This window comes from Microcoleus sp. D2_18a_B4 (assembly GCF_036702475.1).
GTDB lineage: Bacteria > Cyanobacteriota > Cyanobacteriia > Cyanobacteriales > Microcoleaceae > Microcoleus.
In genome coordinates this window covers 39426-57509 of sequence record NZ_JAUBTL010000021.1, presented here as the reverse complement: position 1 = coordinate 57509, position 18084 = coordinate 39426, and the positions used below count along the sequence as shown (strand labels likewise).

Sequence of the window (18084 nt, the reverse complement as noted above, 5' to 3'; positions counted from 1 at the left end):
GGAAAAGTGGGATTTTACACCATTTTTCCATTTTTTTGTATGTCGTTAGATGAATTTTTCATAACTCTAGCCGAACGAAGAAGGAAGAAGTAGCAACCTCGCCCGATTCCCGGCGACGTTCTTAACTCCTGAAACCATTGCTTTAATTCCATTTCCTTCTTCCTTCTTCCTTCTTCCCTTTTCCCTCTTCCTTCTTCCCTTTTCCTTCTTCCCTCTTCCTTCTTCCTTCTTCCTTCTTCCTTCTTCCTTCTTCCTTCTTCAACTACACAAATCAATCGAAAATCGCTAGGCTATAACAGAGCATCAGTTCGATCGCCAGTTGATCGCGTACCAGCCATGACCCAAAGTCTTAGTGCGACAGGGTTGCCCCCCGCCTTCCCGGATCACACCCAACTCCCCGAATCCGACGGCACGTTTGTGAAAAACTTTCAAGAACATCCCCAGAGTATTCTGCTAACCGACTCCCTAGAAAGCACACTGCAAACGCTTCACCCCGACGGACAATATGCGATCGGGCAAGATTGTGGCATCTACTGGCGCGAAACCGACCCACCAGAACGCGGAGCCGAAGCCCCTGACTGGTTCTACGTCCCCAACGTTCCGCCTTTGTTAGACGGCGAAATTCGCCGCTCTTACGTGATTTGGCGCGAGTATATGGTGCCAATAATTGCGATCGAATTGGCGAGTGGGGATGGTTCCGAAGAACGAGACAACACGCCTTTATCTCGTTTGCCAGAAGGTACTAATCAGAAACCAGGGAAGTTTTGGGTATACGAACAGATTATCCGCATTCCCTACTACGCCATCTATACAATCAAAACCAGCCAACTGGAAGTCTACAACTGTGTAAACGCCCGTTATTGTCGATTGGAACCCAACGATCGCGGACATTACCCGATCGAGCGCATGGGAGTAGAGTTAGGCGTATGGGAAGGCAGCTATCAAAATCAGACACAGCGTTGGTTGCGCTGGTGGGATAATCAGGGGAATTTGTTGCTGACGGGGAGCGAGCAAGCTCGACTAGAACGCCTCCACACCGAACAGGAACGCCAGCGGGCTGAAGCTGAGAGTCAACGGGCTGAAGCTGAAAGTCAACGAGCCGATCGCGTGGAGCAAACACAACGAGATGCTATCCCCCAACTACTGGCAATGGGTTTGACTGTCGAACAAGTTGCCCAGGCGCTTTCTCTGTCGGTGGAAGATTTGCAGCGATTGGGATAAATGGCGATCGAGCTGACCATTTCCTAGCAAGGACTCTGGTCTTTTTCGATACATTAATTGGAGCCATATTACCAATTTAGGCTTGAATCTAAGGGCAAATTTTGCAACTGAGAATTCACCCAATTAGCCGCCGCCAAACCCGATCGCAAAGCACCCTCTATTTGACCTTCCCCGCACAAATCCCCCGCACAAACCAGCGGCAAATTCCCCCCAGCAGGCAAACAAGAAACAGGCAAAGGATTTCGACAAAAAGCATAGCGCCAGCGGTGAACCTGCAACCATTCCGGCTGTTTCAGCCAAGGGATTAAATATTCAGAAGTGCGATCGAGCAATTCCTGACCGACAGTTTCCAAATCAGCAGCTTCTAAATAGCGTTCTGCAAAATTTGCGCTGCTGTGAACCACAAACACCGGCTGCTGCGGATCGAGCCGTTTGCTGCTGTCCAAACCAACCCAAGCTAAATCAGAATTATCGGGAAAAGAAACAGCTTTCCACGGCGGATTTAGATTGCTCAAATCTTGCTGTTTTGCCGCAGGATAGCCAGCCATAACCGTAATGCAAGGCTCGTACTCCACAGAAAGCAATTTGTCAAGAAAATCCGATTTCAAACCAATTTCCGAATTCAAAAACATTAAAGCTTGAGGTGCAGGAATTGCCACAACCACAGCCTTAGCAATCAATTCTTGAGGTATCTCTAAATTGCTGTCAGTGACTTCTAGGGAAAGATGCCACATTTGGTTATCTGTAGTCGAAATAGCTTGTACGCGGCGGCCAAACCAAATATCTACCCCCTCCGCCAGATACTTACCGATCGCATTCATACCCGCAGGTGCGACATAGCAAGAACTAGCAATAGCAGAAAGTTTCCCCTGTCTGAATTCCCAGACAGTATCAGTCCAGAGTTTGAGGATGTGGCGATCGACCAAAACCTCAATTAACCCCTGCACCGCATCCCCCTGCGGTTCCAGATACCGCGCCCCGTGATCGGCCCTAGTACCCTGTACGCGGCGGGTAGCAACACGTCCCCCCGCGCCGCGAGATTTCTCAACAACAGCCACAGAATAACCAGCTTGACGCAACCGTTGAGCGCAACTCAGCCCCGCCATACCCGCACCAATCACCGCAACATCGAACATAATTGGACTTTCAGATACATTACTTACCGGACTTTTTCTAGGAAATAAGCCTTAAGCTAATTTCTTAACTTGCAGTTAATTTGCGATAGCAACGAGCGGTGATTAAATGAGGGTGAAAAACCTCGATAAAATTAGACTGAAGTTTAGTAAAAAATGTGTTCATTTCTTGCTGGTCTTCTAAATGAAAAGGAAATTCTTGATTAAAACCTTTAAAGAAATACCAGTTAAGGATCATCTTCCCTGACGGAGCCAGCATTTGGTGAAACTCCATCAATTGCTGACTGGGCTTGACTAAATGTTCCATCACATCTAAACAAATAATCGTATCGAAAACTTCGGTCGGAGATACTTCCAGACTACACGAAATTTTTTCACTCAATCCTAACTTAGCAGCTCGGCTTTGAACAAAATTGCAATTTATGGGGTTAAGATCGCAATAGACTACTTGTTCTACTTGAGGACAAAGAGCTGCTGCAATAGCATGAGTGCCAATACCGCCGCCAAAATCTAAAACTCGACCGGCAGCCATATCTGATATTAATGTTAAAGTGCCTCCTATGTAATCCTGATTGGACATATGCCAAGCTCCGAGGTCAAATAGGTAAGCTTGTCCGACTCGATCGCGATAAAACTCGCTAGCTTTTTCCCAATCAAAATCCCGATGGCCTATTTCTTTTAGGGATTTTTGACCGAGGGCTAGCTCTTGTTCAATTGTTTCTAAATCTAAGTTTAAAAAATCCTGTAGATGCTGCTTGAGATTGAAAGTATCTTGCCAATATCCCTGCAAAAAAGACGGTGCGACAGAAGAAGACATCATTTACTTTGTTCTAAAAAAACCAAACTCATTATAGGATTAACTGACATTTTTGAACAGAAGTACACTAAATTATTTTTCCTTTGTTTATAGCGAATAAAATAGTGGGGGTTCAGGGCGACGGTTTGACTCCTCAAGCTGCGGGGTTGCAAGCGTACCGAGGGGTTCGGGGTTGGCTGCTGGGCATCTAAATTGTATTTTTAGGCTCGGCGGGACACCAAACTTGACTGTAAAATTTAGATGCGCGTCCGCCGATCAATGTAGCTGCTGAGGTTATGGCTTATAGCACTCGGATATTCTGTGCAAAGCCTGTCGATCGTCCTGCGCCAGGTAGTAGAATAAGGGACAGCACGAATCCATGATTAAGACCCGATAAAAAATGCCACTGTAGGTAAATCCTAAATCCCACTGGTTGTCAACCAGCAGCAATCTAAAATCTAAAATCTAAAATCTAAAATCGTATACGGGAGGGCAAAATTTTGGACGAACTCAGAGCAGCACTCGAATTGACAACAGAAGAAGAATTGCAGCAACTAACAGAACTTCTGTTCAGCCGCAAGTTTAACCCTTTAGATTACGTACAAACCCCCGCACCGATAGATGTACAAAGTCGCGATCGCCAAGCATGGCTCGACGCCGTAGAACAGCGGTTTCGCTATCTTGCAGCCGACGGGTTGACGGTACTCAGAGGGCGAACCCAACAAGTAACTTACAGACAAGCACTAATTCAAGTTTGTCGCTATCTCAAAATCCCTTATCCCAGACAGTTGTCAACCACCGACTTAGAGGCAGAAGTATTTCTGCACTTAATGGGCCGCGCGTGGAAGCGTTTACCTGCAGACGAACAGCAAGCGCTGACAGTGCGCGTACAGCGAGCTATCGTTGATTCTAAACTCTCAGAACCCCTGCCCATTTCTGCTGAAAAAGACCCGCTGGGTTTACTGTTCAAAGGTGGCAGCGCTTTAGCTGTTAGTTCCATCTTAAAACCAATGTTGCTCAAACTAATGGCAAATCAATTTGCGCTGCATTTTGCCACCTATCAAATGGCAAAACAAGGAGTGCTTGCAGGCACTGCAACTGCAGCAACCCAGTTTCAAAATTATGTCGCAATTCAGACGGCGCGGCGCGGTATGGCGGTGAGTGCGGCTCGTTACGGTGCAACGCGGAGCGTATTTTCGTTAGTCGGCCCGGTGATGTGGACTTGGTTTTTAGCGGATTTGGGTTGGCGATCGATTTCCACGAACTACGGCCGCATTATCCCGACCATTTTTGCCCTAGCTCAAATTCGATTAACGCGATCGGAATGCGTTTGGGAACTAGCTTAACGATGGTAAATTGTAGATTTTAGATTTGAGATTGGGAGTGTGGGTGAATATCAAAAATCGGTTGAAATTAGCTGCCAAACAGACAGCCGAAAATCTTAAGTCTCGCCTGCAAAAACATCCAGATCCCCGCCTGCAAATCCCTTGGAATTTCGCGCAAGTGGGGATGCTGATTTTTCCCTTAATTCCGATTTTAGGAGCTTTAGGTTTATTCTTGGGATTGGCCGGCACTTGCAAGCAAAAGTTCCGTCAAATTAGTCGCCGCCCGTTGAATCGAGGATTCGCAATTCTGAGCGCGCTGCTCGTCATCACAGCGGTTTTTGCCCACAATCGCATTGAGGCTTTTGTAGGGTTGTACAATTTCTTGCCGTTCTTTATATTGTTTGCCACTTTTAGCAGTTTAATTCAAACTCTGCCTCAATTGCGGCAATTGTCTTGGGTGATTGTAATTAGTTCAATCCCAGTGATAATTTTAGGCCTGGGACAGCAATTTTTAGGATGGAGCGGCATCGATCAATTGCAGCCTGTTTTTGGCTGGGTACTCGAACCCCAAGGCAATCCCCCCGGCCGCATGGCTTCTGTATTTATGTACGCTAATATTTTAGCTTGCTATCTGACAATTGCTTTTATTTTAACACTGGGACTGTGGATGGAAGAAGTCAATTGTCAGTTGTCAGTTGGCAGTTGTCAGTTGGCAGTTGTCAGTCGTCACCAATTACCAATGGCCAATTCCCAATTCCCAATTCCCAATTCCCAATTCCTATTTTTAAGTTGTGCAGTGCTCGGAAATGCTCTTGCTTTGATTTTTACTAATTCTCGCAATGCTTGGGGACTGGCAGTTTTGGCAGTTTTGGCTTTGGCATTTTATGTGGGTTATAAAAAATTATTAGCTGCGGTTTTGAGTGTGGCTAGCACAGTTTTTTTGTCTGCCTTTGGCCCGGAACCACTGCGGCAATCTTTACGAAGAATTGTTCCGGCTTTTTTCTGGGCTAGACTCACCGACGAGATGTTCCCAAATCGGCCGACTGCTACTTTAAGAAAAACTCAGTGGGAATTTGCTTGGTCGATGACTCAGCAGCGTCCTTGGACTGGTTGGGGATTGCGAAATTTTACGCCTCTCTACCAAGCTCAGATGCAAGAATGGCTGGGCCATCCTCACAGTTTGATACTGATGTTGACGGCGGAAACGGGGATACCCGCAACGCTTTTGTTGTTGGGTTTAGTTGGTTGGGTTTTGGCTAGGGGTGTTTTGCTGCTGGCGAATTGGCCGCTTTTTCCTGGGGATATTAAACACGAGAAAATAGCCACACAGGAAGTAGCGGAAAATGCTTTAGTGCTCAATCAAAAATCAATAATTAATAGCCAAAATCAGGTAGTTTGTCAAGAGGTAAGAGCGACCGATCGCCTAATTTTTTTCAGTTATTTATTAGCCTTCGTCGCCTGTACGCTATTTAACACTGTAGATGTGACGCTGTTTGATTTCCGACTCAATACTACAAGCTGGTTGCTGTTAGCCGCAATTTGCGGAGTCAGCCAGAGGGAATAGGGCATCGGGCATCGGGCATCGGGCATCGGGCATCGGGCATCGGGCATCGGGCATCGGGCATTGGGCATCGGGCATCGGGCATCGCGCATCGCGCATCGCGCATCGCGCATCGGGCATCGCGTATCGCGCATCGGGCATCGCGCATCGCGCATCGCGCATCGGGTATCGCGCATCGGGCATAGGTTATTGGTTATTAGAACGAACAACCAACAACCAACAACCAACAACCAACTACTGACTAATGACTACTGACTAATGACTTCCTTTATTCTACCGTCACCGATTTCGCCAAATTGCGCGGCTGATCCACATCCAAACCCCGACGCGCCGCAATGTGATAAGCCAATAATTGCAGCGGAATCACTGTTACAATCGGTGACAACAATTCATCCACCAAAGGCACCGGCAAAATGTGGTCAAAAATATCGGCTTCCGCCACACCTTGCTTCGGCGTAACCCCAATTAAACGGGCGTCGCGGGCCTTCGCTTCCTGAGCGTTGGAAAGCACCTTTTCGTAGACGCTTCCGGGCATGGCGATCGCCACTACAGGCACTTTCGCATCCAAAAGGGCGATCGGGCCGTGTTTCATCTCTCCCGCCGGATATCCTTCGGCGTGAATGTAACTAATTTCCTTCAGTTTCAGCGCCCCTTCCAAAGCAATCGGAAAGTTAATTCCCCGCCCCAAAAAGATAAAATCTTGGGTGTCTGTAAACTGGTGGGACAATTCCTCCACATACTGTTCTTGAATCTCCAAAAACTTCTCAATTTCTGCCGGCAACTGGCGCAAACCAGTAATAATTTCTGCCAATCTCTCAGTGGTGATTGTTTGCCGCTGGTGCGCCAAATCCAAAGCTAAGAAATAGAATGCCATCAACTGAGTGACAAAAGTTTTAGTGGCAGCAACGCCGATTTCTATACCAGCGTGGGTGTTGATTACGTGCGGCATCATGTGGGCGATCGAACTTTCGGTTCTATTAGTAATGCCTAACATTCTTGCCCGGAATTTATCAGTAAAACCCGCGCGGCGCTGCTGTTCCATCCCCAAAGCAGCCAGCGTATCCGCCGTTTCTCCCGACTGAGTTACCCCAATAGTTAAAGTATTTGCTGTCAGCGGTGGCGGTGCGTAGCGGTACTCCGAAGCGTACTGCACGGCAGTGGGAATATTAGCTAGTTGTTCCAACAAATATTTGCCAATTAGCGAGGCGTGCCAGCTCGTTCCGCAGGCGAGAATTGAAATTTGTTCGACATCGGCGCAAAGTTCTTTGGGCAAGTTGAGATTGATGGGAGAGCGCGGATTTCCTGGCTGCCAATCACTATCTAAGTAAGCCTCCAAACAAGCTCTGACTACGGCTGGCTGTTCATAAATCTCCTTGTGCATGAAGTGTTTGAAGCCTTGCTTTTCGACTAAAACCGGACTCCAACCAAGGATGCGCGGGCTTTTTTTCAGCCTTTCCCCTGCAAAGCTGTAAACTTCCACTCCCATCGAAGTTAGCCTTGCCAATTCGCCATTTTCCAAGGACAAAACAGTGCGGGTGTGAGATACTAAGGCCGGCGTGTCGGAAGCGCAGAAAAATTCGCCAGCACCAAAGCCAATCACCAAAGGAGCTTGCTGTCTGGCGACAATTATTTCCTCGGGAAAATCTGCACAGATAACGGCGATCGCAAAAGCTCCTTCTAATTTGTTTACCGCCTTTAAAACAGTTTCCAAAAACGATAAATCAGCAATTTTCTCTGTTTTTTTATCTTTTTCTTCTTCCTTCTCCCTTCTTGCTTCTTTCAAAAATTCAGCTATTAAATGAGGGATAACTTCTGTATCGGTATCCGAGACAAATTTATGTCCCTTCGCTTTCAATTCTTTCCGCAACTCGCGATAATTTTCGACAATTCCATTTTGAACTACCGCAATTCGCCCGCTATTATCTAGGTGAGGGTGAGCGTTATATTCTTCAGGCTTGCCGTGAGTTGCCCAGCGGGTGTGTCCGATGCCGATGGGAGCCAGAGAGTCAATCTCTGCTAGCTTTTCCCGGAGGCTGTGCAATTTGCCCTTTGCTCGGATGCAAGTAATTTCTCCTTCGGAGATGGTAGCGAGGCCCGCTGAATCGTAGCCCCGGTATTCTAGTTTCTCCAATCCTGCTAGCAAAATCTCGCTTGCTGCTTGCGTGCCGATATAGCCAACGATTCCGCACATTTAACGTACTACTCCTGCTTAGCGATCGCAATAAAACTCAAGTTTTATCATTTTTACCTTCTTCGGGCCCCGAATGCAGATTCCGCTACAAAAAAAGAGGGGGCGATTACATTGCCCCCTCTCTTGTGCCCGTAATTCGATCGGTGTGTCGATCGATATTTAGTAGGCTAGACCCATACTGCGAGTGGTTTCTGCTCCCAGGTAAACCCGGATGCTCAGAAAATCGGTGGGGCAAGCAGTTTCGCACCGCTTGCAGCCTACACAGTCTTCGGTGCGGGGAGATGAGGCAATCTGAGCTGCTTTGCAGCCATCCCAGGGCACCATCTCCAAAACGTCAGTCGGACAAGCGCGGACGCATTGAGTGCAGCCGATGCAAGTATCGTAAATTTTGACTGAATGAGACATTGAATAAAGGCTCCCAACGAGTCACTAAAAATTTGCTGCCTCTGCGAATTAACAGATTTGACGGCGAGGTGCCACCGCTATAGCCTGCACAGAGAATTAAAGGTTAGTCTACCGCAGTGCCTGGAAGCACTTCGCGAAAAAGCGACAAAACTTCACAGTTATTCACGCTGGGACTCTTATAGAACCCATTTGGGCTCTCTATCATTCGCCAACCGTTTGAGCATCAGCCTGATGAAATACAAATTGAGTTTGGCAGTAGGATTGGTGAGAGTGGGTTCAAAGTTCTTGACCAAACTGCGATGATTTTATGCGGGTGATACCCCTTACCCTTGCAGAATGGTAATCTTCGGAATATTGACGGGCCCGAGTGTGAAAATCATCGAGGTTGTGACTCAACATTTCAATCAAGCCACAGTCATCGGACACCCTGGCTTTTGTGGAATGGATAAAAAACGGCAAGCTGAATAGTATCAACGGCTAGATGTTGTTTTATGCCATTGGTGCATTTGTAATGGCAGAAGCCTTTAGACTGGACACTCGCAAATTGCAGGTATTTTTTACCTCTACACGGAGCTATTAGAGGATTTCTAGCCGTTTGTTAATCAATTTTACGCTGCGAGGTAATGAAGGGATATCGGGGAGCCAAGAAGAAGCCCACGAGACTAGCGAAGAGAATCGGTGTAAAAGTGCTGAATCCTGTTAACTTGGCGAGTAGCAGAGTTGTACTAATTGGAGTTCGAGTAACTGTTGAATTCAGGGCAGCCATTACACAAATCATTGCCAAAGTCTCGTTGGATGCGGGATTAATGATAGCGATTGCCTTTCCTAAACAGGCTCCTATAAAAAACAGTGGGATGATAATCCCCCCCCGCCAGCCTCCATTTACAGTCGTACTAATGGCAAACACTTTAGCAATAACTAAAGTTAAGAGAAATCCCAAAGAAAAGTTTCCCTCAACAATTTTTTCAATTTGATGTTCACCAAAGAAACGAGTGAGCGGAAATAATGCTGATAAAACACCAAGTCCTAGTCCAGCTAAAGTCGTACGCACATAGATTGGACTGGGTATCGAATCAAACAAGCGGCCTACACCGCGAAATACAGCGATAAAAAGCCACCCCATGAGCGCACCTACGATTCCATAAGCAATCGCTGCGCCAAAGTCATAAAGGCTGTCCACATTGTATTGAGGAAAATGCCAGGTAGGACCAATTCCTAGCTTGGTAATTGCTACAAAGATGGTATAACTTGCACAACTTGCCACGACCGCAGGCAATATTGCTTCAAAATACTCCACAACATTCTGATGATGCAGGATTTCTAAAGCAAAAAAAGTACCACCCAATGGAGCGCCGAACAAAACTGTAAAACCAGATGCCATGCCAGCAATACTCAAAGTTCGTAGTGCCTCTCCACGCAATTGAAAGCGATCGGCAAACCACGTACCAATTGAACCTGTTACTTGCACCATTGGTGCTTCTGGACCAGCACTGCCTCCACTGGCAATACTGATTAGCGACGACAGAATCATCGAAGGATTCTCGTTCATTGGTAACCGCCCACCATTGAGATGAATATTGTCAATAATCAACCCTATTTCGCCAGGATTTCCCAGCCAATGAATGAGCAAACCGATGAGTAAACCCGCAAGCGGCATGATGATTAGTAGAGAATGTCCACTAAAATATTCAAATCCCACCATCATGTAAGACAAAAATATCCAATAACTTGCACCAAACAAACCACAAATGATTCCTAGCATTGCCCATAGGAATACCGAACGGGTGAGATTTACTGGGTTTCGTTTCATTGCTGATTCCTTATCCATAACTAGGCAGTTAGGAACTCTTAAAAAACTATTTTGTGTAATTGTATACAACTTTTGTTTCTGTTGTCTGCATATTAACCTACCAACCACCACACTTGCTTTGGAGTGTAGATCCGGGCTATGGAATGCGAAGAGAGTGATCGCAGTCTAACAAGGGCTGGCAAAGGAACTGAGGCATCGGTTATCAGTGGTGTAGCCACCGTGCAACGCCGTTCGCTGAAGCCCCCGTCGTTAGACCGCTTCATCTTTTGGTGGTGTCAATAGCTTAAAGAACCCATTTGGGCTCTCTGATGACGAGCTAAGATCAGAAATAACTGGCATTGTCGAGCAACTTCACCAACAACGGGTGATAACTCCGCAGCGCGATTGCTGCCCCACAAGAAGAAGACTAGACCACCTCTGGGGACAAAACGACAAATTGTGGACGGTATCTTCTATCAACTCAAGAGTGTATGAGCGCGATCGATCGTCCCGCTAGCACTCGGGTATAATTCCGCTCTAACGGGATTTGATATTAGAAAGGAGTAAAGTCCTTACTACCAAGCCGCGCAAATCGATCGACTAAAAGCCTAATTTTTCTAACACGGGCTTAGTTGAAACAATATGTCGATCGAGCCCTAGTTTTTTTGGCTCCACACCCACAGCCAAAGCCACCAATTGTGACAAATGCAACACGGGCAAACCCAACTTGCGCCCGATTACTTTTTCCACCTCCGGCTGCCGCGAATCCAAATTCAAGTGACAGAGAGGACAAGGCGTTACCATACAATCAGCCCCATTGTCAAGAGCATCTTGAATATGTTTGCCTGCCATCTGAAAAGATTGGTTAGTGGCATAACTCGCCAACGGCCAGCCGCAGCACTGCGTCCGCCCTCGATAATAAACCGGAGTTGCCCCGATCGCGCGAAACACATTTTCCATCGATTCCGGTTGGTGCGGGTCATCGTAAAGCAGCTTATCCTGAGCTCGCAGCAGGTAGCACCCGTAAAAAGACGCGCACTTCAAACCCGAAAGCTTGCGGGTGACTCGCTTCTGCACCTCGTCGAGCCCGTAATCTGCAACGATCGCCCACAACAGATGTTTCACCTCGGTACTGCCTTGATAAGGCGAACAGCCTTGTTTTTTTAGTAAACCGTTGACTTTTTCTATGTAGTTGGGATCGGTTTTCTGAGATTCCTTGAGGCGATCGTCCACATGACCGATGACCCCTTGACAAGTGCTGCAATGCGTCAGCAAAGGCAGATTCAGTTCCTCAGCCAAAGCAATATTGCGGGCGTTGACAGTATCTTCGAGTAACTGCGAATCTTCCTTGAAAGTGCCAGAACCGCAGCAGGAAGCTTTCTTTAGTTCCACCAGTTCAATCCCCAACGCTTGAGTCAGCGCTTGGGTAGACAGGTAAAGTTCACGGGCGGCCCCTTGGGCAACACAACCGGGAAAGTAAGCATATTTGAGATTTGGGGATGGCATAGTCGTTTCTGCTGGGGAGAAAAGGCAAGGGACAAGAAACGAGAGCGGTGGAGGTCGGGATGCTTCCTGCTTCGTTTCCCCTCTTCTATCCTTACCCAGTTTTAGACAATTTATTGACTACAAAGGGTTCAAAAACATTGGCTATATTGGCGTACACCTAACAAGCGCTTGCACTCGGAACGGAGGTATACGCCATCAGTTATGATGCAAACATTCAGGCAATGTTTAGAAATACTCACTTAGATTAAAGTTGGCTGATACCACCATCAACCGCAATTACAACGCCCAAAATGTAAGCAGAGTCTGAAGCGATCAGAACTAAGACTGCTTTGGCAATGTCTTCATGCGCGCCAAACCGCTGTCTCATCGTCACAATTCCATCTGAGCACCAAGCCCGGCCAATTCAGCCCACTCGGTTTGGTTCGAGTGCAGAATCATAGCCGCACCTCCCCGCGTGCCAAACTCTGACCCATAGCGATAGAATAGCATGCAGCGCAAGATCGGGAGATGCCATGAAGTCAGATCCAAGACCCAATCAAGAAATCCTGCCTTCGATTGAAAATGAAGACGCGGGCTGGGGTAATGGAGCAAGAAATTTGCTTTGCCCTGTGTGCGGTGGCAACTACAACCATGTTAAACCGCCGTACTTAAAAGACGGCGGAGATAACTACGAGGCAAAGTGGGGTGGCCGCGGCGATCTGGCGGTCATTCCCATGTGGGGCGAATGCGGTTCCGAGTGGGAGGTTTGCATCGGATTCCATAAGGGGCAAAGCCTAATCTTCGTGAGGGTTAGCGAGTCCTGCAAGGCGCAGGATCAGCCATAGGCAATGCTCCACGAAGAGCGCTCTAGCCCTTCCATCGAGCTGCAGGCAAAAGGCTACGCCTTTTGCCTGCAGCTCATGTCAAACGTTATCGAAACTCAAAAAGCATTTCAGCATACTTGTTGTTTTCCTATGTACGAGCCACTGTGCCCCATAAAAGTCCTTAAGTAGACACCAATGCCCACGGCCCACTCGCTACACAGAGGGTCACTTAGAAAAGCGGCCACCCTTTCTCTTGCCGATCCCCCTTTCGGATAAGATTAGATACGCAGCAACCAATGAGGACACGAGGTTATGAGTCAAGACGACATTTTTGCTAGAGTCAAGAAAATTGTGGCTGATCAATTGGAAGTCGATCCAAGCGAAGTCAAGCCCGAAGCCAACTTTGCTAACGATTTAGGAGCAGATTCCTTAGATACAGTAGAGCTGGTCATGGCCTTGGAAGAAGAGTTTGATATTGAAATTCCCGACGAAGCAGCCGAAGGAATTACTACGGTTCAAGCTTCTGTAGATTTCATCAGCAGCCAACTTGCAGCTCCAAAAGCATAAAATACCTGTCTTTTCCCCTAAGAGGAGAGAAGTTAGAAAACTGGAAACTCCTCTTTTGTTCTGCGTTCTGGGTGTTTAATTTTTTGAAACTGAAATCATGACAAATTTAGAGCGTAAGCGCGTTGTTATCACGGGTCTCGGCGCGATTACACCGATCGGCAATACCTTGTCTGAATATTGGGACGGGTTGCTTGCCGGGAAGAATGGTATAGGCCCGATCACCTTATTCGACCCGTCGCGGCACGACTGCCGCTTTGCCGCAGAGGTGAAGGGTTACGACCCACACGACTATTTAGAGCGCAAGGAAGCAAAGCGGATGGATCGCTTTGCTCAATTTGGGGTGTCAGCGAGCAAGCAAGCTCTTGCTGATGCGAAGTTTGAGATTAACGACCTGAACGCAGAACAGGTGGGTGTCATTCTGGGCACTGGCATTGGCGGCCTGAAGGTTTTAGAAGACCAGCAAGAGATATATCTGACTCGCGGCCCCGATCGATGCAGCCCGTTTATGATTCCCATGATGATTGCGAATATGGCCGCGGGCCTGACGGCGATTCACACGGGCGCTAAAGGGCCCAACTCTTGCACGGTGACGGCCTGCGCTGCCGGGTCAAATGCCGTGGGCGATGCGTTTCGCTTAGTTCAGGCGGGTTACGCGCAAGCAATGATTTGCGGCGGTACAGAAGCTGCGGTGACACCTTTGTGCGTGGCGGGTTTTGCTGCGGCGAGGGCGCTTTCGACTCGCAACGATGACCCGACTCATGCTTCTCGTCCGTTCGATCGCGATCGTGATGGTTTTGTCGTCGGCGAAGGTGCTGGCATTCTGATTTTAGAAGAAATGGAACACGCTCTGGCGCGTGGCGCGAAGATTTACGCAGAAATCGTCGGCTACGGTTTAACTTGCGATGCGTATCACATGACTTCTCCGGTACCGGGGGGGAACGGTGCGTCGCGCGCGATGGCTTTAGCGCTCAAGGATGCGGGTTTGACGCCGGATCAAGTGAGCTATATCAACGCTCACGGCACGAGCACGCTTCCCAACGATTCTACTGAAACAAAAGCGATTAAGCAGACTTTGGGAGACCACGCTTACAAAGTAGCAATTAGTTCTACCAAGTCAATGACCGGTCATCTTTTGGGCGGTTCTGGGGGAATTGAGGCGGTGGCGACGGTAATGTCGATCGCCAATGACAAAATCGCGCCGACAATCAATCTGGAAAACCCAGATCCTGAGTGTGATTTGGACTATGTTCCTCATACAAGCCGCGATCTAAAAGTTGATGTGGCGCTGTCGAATTCTTTTGGATTTGGCGGCCACAACGTGACTCTGGCATTCAAGAAGTTTGTTCAGTAACAGGTAATTTGAAAGTCGAGAGTTAAAAGGTGAAAAATTAATTTTTCACCTTTTAATTTTTAGATAAATTTTAGATGAGGCGATCGGCTATTAAGTAAATCAAATTAACTCAACCTAAAATGCGATCGCACGTTAGAGTCCCGCAACACTGTAACTGCTGCGGGGTTCTGGATATTCTATTTTTTGATTAGCCGTTGCTCATATCAGGTCCGGGCGATCGCTTGACTCAAAACGCTTACTTGTCATGAGTCAAGCGCAACAAAGTAAGGGCATTGCCGAAAGGGCGAGATTCTTCAGTTCCTTCAAAACTCAGAATGACAACTACTCAAGCGGACTTGATATCACTTAGTTTGTTAACAGAAGGAGAACTTTAAAAATCTTTTTTTCCCAAACAAAAAGCGCCCCTATTTCTAGGAGCGCTTTTTGTCAATCTAGACTAAAACTTAGCCGTTGATAGAAGGAGCAACCAAAGCTACGGGAGTTGTTTCACCAGCAGCCAAATCAAGCGGGAAGTTGTGAGCATTGCGCTCGTGCATTACTTCCATACCCAAGTTAGCGCGGTTGATGACATCAGCCCAAGTATTGATAACGCGACCTTGAGAGTCGATAATCGATTGGTTGAAGTTGAAACCGTTCAAGTTGAAAGCCATCGTGGAAATACCCAAAGCGGTAAACCAGATGCCGACTACTGGCCATGCACCTAACAAGAAGTGCAAAGAACGGCTGTTGTTGAAAGAAGCGTATTGGAAAATCAAACGACCGAAGTAGCCGTGGGCTGCAACGATGTTGTAGGTTTCTTCTTCTTGACCGAATTTGTAACCGTAGTTTTGCGATTCGGTTTCGGTTGTTTCACGAACCAAAGAAGAAGTAACGAGAGAACCGTGCATGGCGGAGAACAAAGAACCACCGAAGACACCAGCAACTCCCAACATATGGAAGGGGTGCATCAGGATGTTGTGCTCGGCTTGGAACACGATCATGAAGTTGAATGTGCCGGAGATACCCAAAGGCATACCGTCAGAGAACGAACCTTGACCAATTGGGTAGATCAAGAATACTGCGGTTGCTGCTGCAACAGGTGCAGAGTAAGCGACGCAGATCCAAGGACGCATACCTAAGCGGTAGGACAATTCCCATTCACGACCCATGTAGCAGAAAACGCCAATGAGGAAGTGGAAAATTACCAATTGGTAAGGGCCGCCGTTGTACAACCACTCATCGAGGGAAGCTGCTTCCCAGATTGGGTAGAAGTGTAAGCCGATCGCGTTAGATGAAGGAACGACAGCACCTGTGATGATGTTGTTACCGTACATCAAGGAACCTGCTACTGGTTCGCGGATGCCGTCGATGTCCACTGGAGGGGCAGCGATGAAGGCGATGATGTAGCAGATGGTGGCGCTGAGCAAGGTAGGAATCATCAAGACTCCGAACCAACCTACATAAATGCGGTTGTCGGTGCTTGTGACCCACTCACAAAAGCGTTCCCAGACGTTGGCGCTTTCGCGCTGCTGTAAGGTTGTTGTCATGGTTTTATGATTGCTGTATTTGGTTGTCAATGTTCGGATGATGTTTCTATTATTAACGGTATTGTTAACGTTTGTAAAGGGGTTTGAGGACAGTTAAACTGATGAGGGTTATTAGGAAAGCTGATGAAACCAGAGACAGGGGCGTAGCTTGCGGGGCGCGACGCCATCGCCAGAAGTTTTGTTAAGAAAGTTGAGGGTTTTGCTTTCTGTGGGTCAGGTCGTGATACCTTTCTAAAACCTGAAAGCGGGAAAGTCCGGTGCAATTCCGGCGCTGTGCCGCAACTGTAAAAGTCAGAATGCCGATTTCGGGGGCGCTTTGTGGGCGTTTACTTTTGGATTCCCTGCGTAGCACGGGGAGGAGATTATTTGTTAGCTTTGACTGATTTGCCGACTTGTCCGGGTTTATTTTACGGTTCCCAAGCCCGAGACGGAGTTTTATCGAGAATGCGGATTCCGGGGGGAATTTTAAACGCGCAGCAGTGCCGGACGATCGCCGATTTGGCTGATCAATACAGTACCGGCTGTTTGCAAGTGACAAATCGGGCAAATTTGCAAATCCGAGAAGTGAACTCGGAAATTGCCCCGGAAGTCTGGAACCGCTTGCAGGAATTGGGGATAGCCTCTCGCCGCGTTGAAGTTGACCCGATTCGCAATATTATGGCAAGCCCGACAGCAGGGATCGATCGCCAGCAGTTACTGGATACTCGCCCGCTAGTCAAAGCTTGGGATGATTATCTGCAAACACATCCCGAATTGTCGGAACTTTCGCCTAAGTTCAGTATTGGCTTCGACGGCGGAGAATCGGTTTCGATCCAGGCTTTACGCAACGATATTTTATTAGCTGCTGAAGGGCTTTCAACCCAATCAGAAATCTTTTTTCGGCTGCATTTAAACGGCGATACAGGAATTTTAATCCCAGAATCGCAATGTATTTCAGTATTAGCCGCCCTGGCTAGCGCCTATCTTGAATACACCAAAAATCGACCTCGAATTGATGGCAAAAAACCGCGTTTGCGTCACCTGCTGGCAGATTGGGGCGCTGAAAATTATCTAGAAAGGGTACAGCAGAATTTACCATTTTTATGGCAATTCACATCTTGCACATTTCCCAAAAACAGGCAAGATGCCTGTTCCACAAAGAGTGAATTTCCTTGTGGGGTGGGCCTCTTGCCCGCCCGATCGATCGACTCATCTGAAAAATCCCTCCCCAATCACCGACATCTCGGCATCCACCCTCAGCGACAGTCGGATTTATCCTACATGGGAATTGCGCTGCCTCTGGGTAGGCTAGAATCAAAGCAACTGCGGAATTTGGCAAATTTAGCCCAAAATCTAGCCAGCGGTACCCTGAGACTTACGCCGTGGCAAAATCTGTTGATTTCTGATATCCCCAACTCCCAGCTTTTTGAGGTGAAACAGCAAATCGCCGATTTGGGATTGCACTCGTCGGCGACGCGCCTAGATTCGTGCTTGGTGGCTTGTGCCGGCAGCAGCGGCTGTGCGTCGGCGGCGACAGATACTCAAAGTCACGCCCTAGCAATGGCGAGGGATTTAGCGCAAAAATTGACGATCGACCTGCCGATTAACATTCATTTCAGCGGTTGCCAAAAGTCCTGCGCCCAGCACCAGCCACTTGATATCACGCTGGTGGGAATTCAGATTGAGCGAGGAGACGAGACGATCGAAGGTTACGACATTTATGCGGGTAGAAAAGATTTGCCCTTTGGGCGACCAATTTTTCCGGCGGTGAGTGCGGTCGAGATGCCCGGTGCGATCGAGCGAATGTTGCAGGTATATCAGCGGTTTCGAGAGCCTTTGGAGTCCTTTGGTGAGTTTGTCGATCGGTGGGCGATCGACAAATTGCAGGAGTTGTTGAGCGCCGAAAATCGGAATTGAAAGTGAAAAAAGAT

At 47.8% G+C, this 18084-nt stretch carries 17 protein-coding genes and 1 riboswitch; of the genes, 7 read left to right on the top strand and 10 right to left on the bottom strand.

Going from position 1 to position 18084, the window contains the following annotated elements; translation table 11 throughout:
* Positions 1–14 precede the first annotated feature (14 nt).
* Positions 15–275 carry a hypothetical protein gene (locus QUB04_RS14565; protein WP_333285268.1) on the bottom strand — a complete coding sequence of 87 codons (261 nt, stop codon included), beginning with the start codon at positions 273–275 and terminating at the stop codon, positions 15–17.
* Positions 276–336: 61 nt separating this feature from the next.
* Here QUB04_RS14565 and QUB04_RS14560 point away from each other — a divergent pair, with 61 nt between their 5' ends.
* Complete coding sequence (locus QUB04_RS14560) at positions 337–1221, top strand: Uma2 family endonuclease (protein WP_333285266.1); 885 nt, start codon at positions 337–339, stop codon at positions 1219–1221.
* A gap of 68 nt (positions 1222–1289) precedes the next feature.
* On the opposite strand, the gene QUB04_RS14555 is transcribed toward QUB04_RS14560, so the two are convergent.
* Together QUB04_RS14555 and QUB04_RS14550 are read right to left on the bottom strand one after the other, a co-directional pair.
* On the bottom strand, positions 1290–2357 hold the full coding sequence (locus QUB04_RS14555; protein WP_333285264.1) for an FAD-dependent oxidoreductase: 1068 nt from the start codon (positions 2355–2357) through the stop codon (positions 1290–1292).
* 64 nt (positions 2358–2421) lie between these two features.
* Positions 2422–3174, bottom strand: coding sequence for a methyltransferase domain-containing protein (locus QUB04_RS14550; RefSeq protein ID WP_333285263.1), 753 nt, complete (start codon positions 3172–3174; stop codon positions 2422–2424).
* A 476-nt stretch (positions 3175–3650) separates the two neighbouring features.
* On the opposite strand from QUB04_RS14550, the gene QUB04_RS14545 reads away from it, so the two are divergent.
* Positions 3651–4496, top strand: a complete 846-nt coding sequence (locus tag QUB04_RS14545; RefSeq protein WP_190659331.1) for a YaaW family protein — start codon at positions 3651–3653, stop codon at positions 4494–4496.
* A 43-nt stretch (positions 4497–4539) separates the two neighbouring features.
* Complete coding sequence (locus QUB04_RS14540) at positions 4540–6039, top strand: O-antigen ligase family protein (protein WP_333285261.1); 1500 nt, start codon at positions 4540–4542, stop codon at positions 6037–6039.
* On the opposite strand, the gene QUB04_RS14535 is transcribed toward QUB04_RS14540, so the two are convergent.
* The 6 genes from QUB04_RS14535 to QUB04_RS14510 all read right to left on the bottom strand — a co-directional run bounded on the left by QUB04_RS14535 (position 6004) and on the right by QUB04_RS14510 (position 12294).
* Positions 6004–6177, bottom strand: a complete 174-nt coding sequence (locus tag QUB04_RS14535; RefSeq protein WP_333285259.1) for a hypothetical protein — start codon at positions 6175–6177, stop codon at positions 6004–6006. The genes QUB04_RS14540 and QUB04_RS14535 overlap by 36 nt on opposite strands.
* 127 nt (positions 6178–6304) lie before the next feature.
* Positions 6305–8227, bottom strand: coding sequence for a glutamine--fructose-6-phosphate transaminase (isomerizing) (gene glmS, locus QUB04_RS14530; RefSeq protein WP_333285256.1), 1923 nt, complete (start codon positions 8225–8227; stop codon positions 6305–6307).
* A 159-nt stretch (positions 8228–8386) separates the two neighbouring features.
* Positions 8387–8632 carry a photosystem I iron-sulfur center protein PsaC gene (psaC, locus tag QUB04_RS14525; protein WP_015175986.1) on the bottom strand — a complete coding sequence of 82 codons (246 nt, stop codon included), beginning with the start codon at positions 8630–8632 and terminating at the stop codon, positions 8387–8389.
* Between the two features lie 598 nt (positions 8633–9230).
* The gene (locus QUB04_RS14520) at positions 9231–10442 is read right to left on the bottom strand and encodes a chloride channel protein (RefSeq protein ID WP_333285254.1); all 1212 of its coding nucleotides are present in this window, start codon (positions 10440–10442) and stop codon (positions 9231–9233) included.
* 579 nt (positions 10443–11021) lie between these two features.
* Complete coding sequence (locus QUB04_RS14515; RefSeq protein ID WP_333285251.1) at positions 11022–11927, bottom strand: CoB--CoM heterodisulfide reductase iron-sulfur subunit B family protein; 906 nt, start codon at positions 11925–11927, stop codon at positions 11022–11024.
* A 244-nt stretch (positions 11928–12171) separates the two neighbouring features.
* On the bottom strand, positions 12172–12294 hold the full coding sequence (locus QUB04_RS14510) for a hypothetical protein (RefSeq protein ID WP_333285248.1): 123 nt from the start codon (positions 12292–12294) through the stop codon (positions 12172–12174).
* Positions 12295–12439: 145 nt separating this feature from the next.
* On the opposite strand from QUB04_RS14510, the gene QUB04_RS14505 reads away from it, so the two are divergent.
* The 3 genes from QUB04_RS14505 to fabF all read left to right on the top strand — a co-directional run bounded on the left by QUB04_RS14505 (position 12440) and on the right by fabF (position 14648).
* On the top strand, positions 12440–12751 hold the full coding sequence (locus QUB04_RS14505; protein WP_333285246.1) for a hypothetical protein: 312 nt from the start codon (positions 12440–12442) through the stop codon (positions 12749–12751).
* Positions 12752–13042: 291 nt separating this feature from the next.
* Complete coding sequence (gene acpP, locus QUB04_RS14500; protein WP_333104466.1) at positions 13043–13297, top strand: acyl carrier protein; 255 nt, start codon at positions 13043–13045, stop codon at positions 13295–13297.
* A 97-nt stretch (positions 13298–13394) separates the two neighbouring features.
* Entirely contained in the window at positions 13395–14648 is a 1254-nt protein-coding gene (fabF, locus tag QUB04_RS14495; RefSeq protein ID WP_333285244.1) for a beta-ketoacyl-ACP synthase II, read from the top strand.
* A 443-nt stretch (positions 14649–15091) separates the two neighbouring features.
* Here fabF and psbA read toward each other — a convergent pair whose 3' ends face one another.
* A complete protein-coding gene (gene psbA, locus QUB04_RS14490) occupies positions 15092–16174 on the bottom strand; it encodes a photosystem II q(b) protein (protein WP_333060032.1) in 1083 nt (360 codons plus the stop codon).
* Between the two features lie 230 nt (positions 16175–16404).
* A riboswitch (adenosylcobalamin-variant (AdoCbl-variant) riboswitch) is annotated at positions 16405–16484 on the top strand.
* An 8-nt stretch (positions 16485–16492) separates the two neighbouring features.
* Between psbA and cobG the strand changes: the two genes are divergently transcribed.
* Entirely contained in the window at positions 16493–18070 is a 1578-nt protein-coding gene (gene cobG / locus QUB04_RS14485) for a precorrin-3B synthase (RefSeq protein ID WP_333285242.1), read from the top strand.
* Positions 18071–18084: the final 14 nt, after the last annotated feature.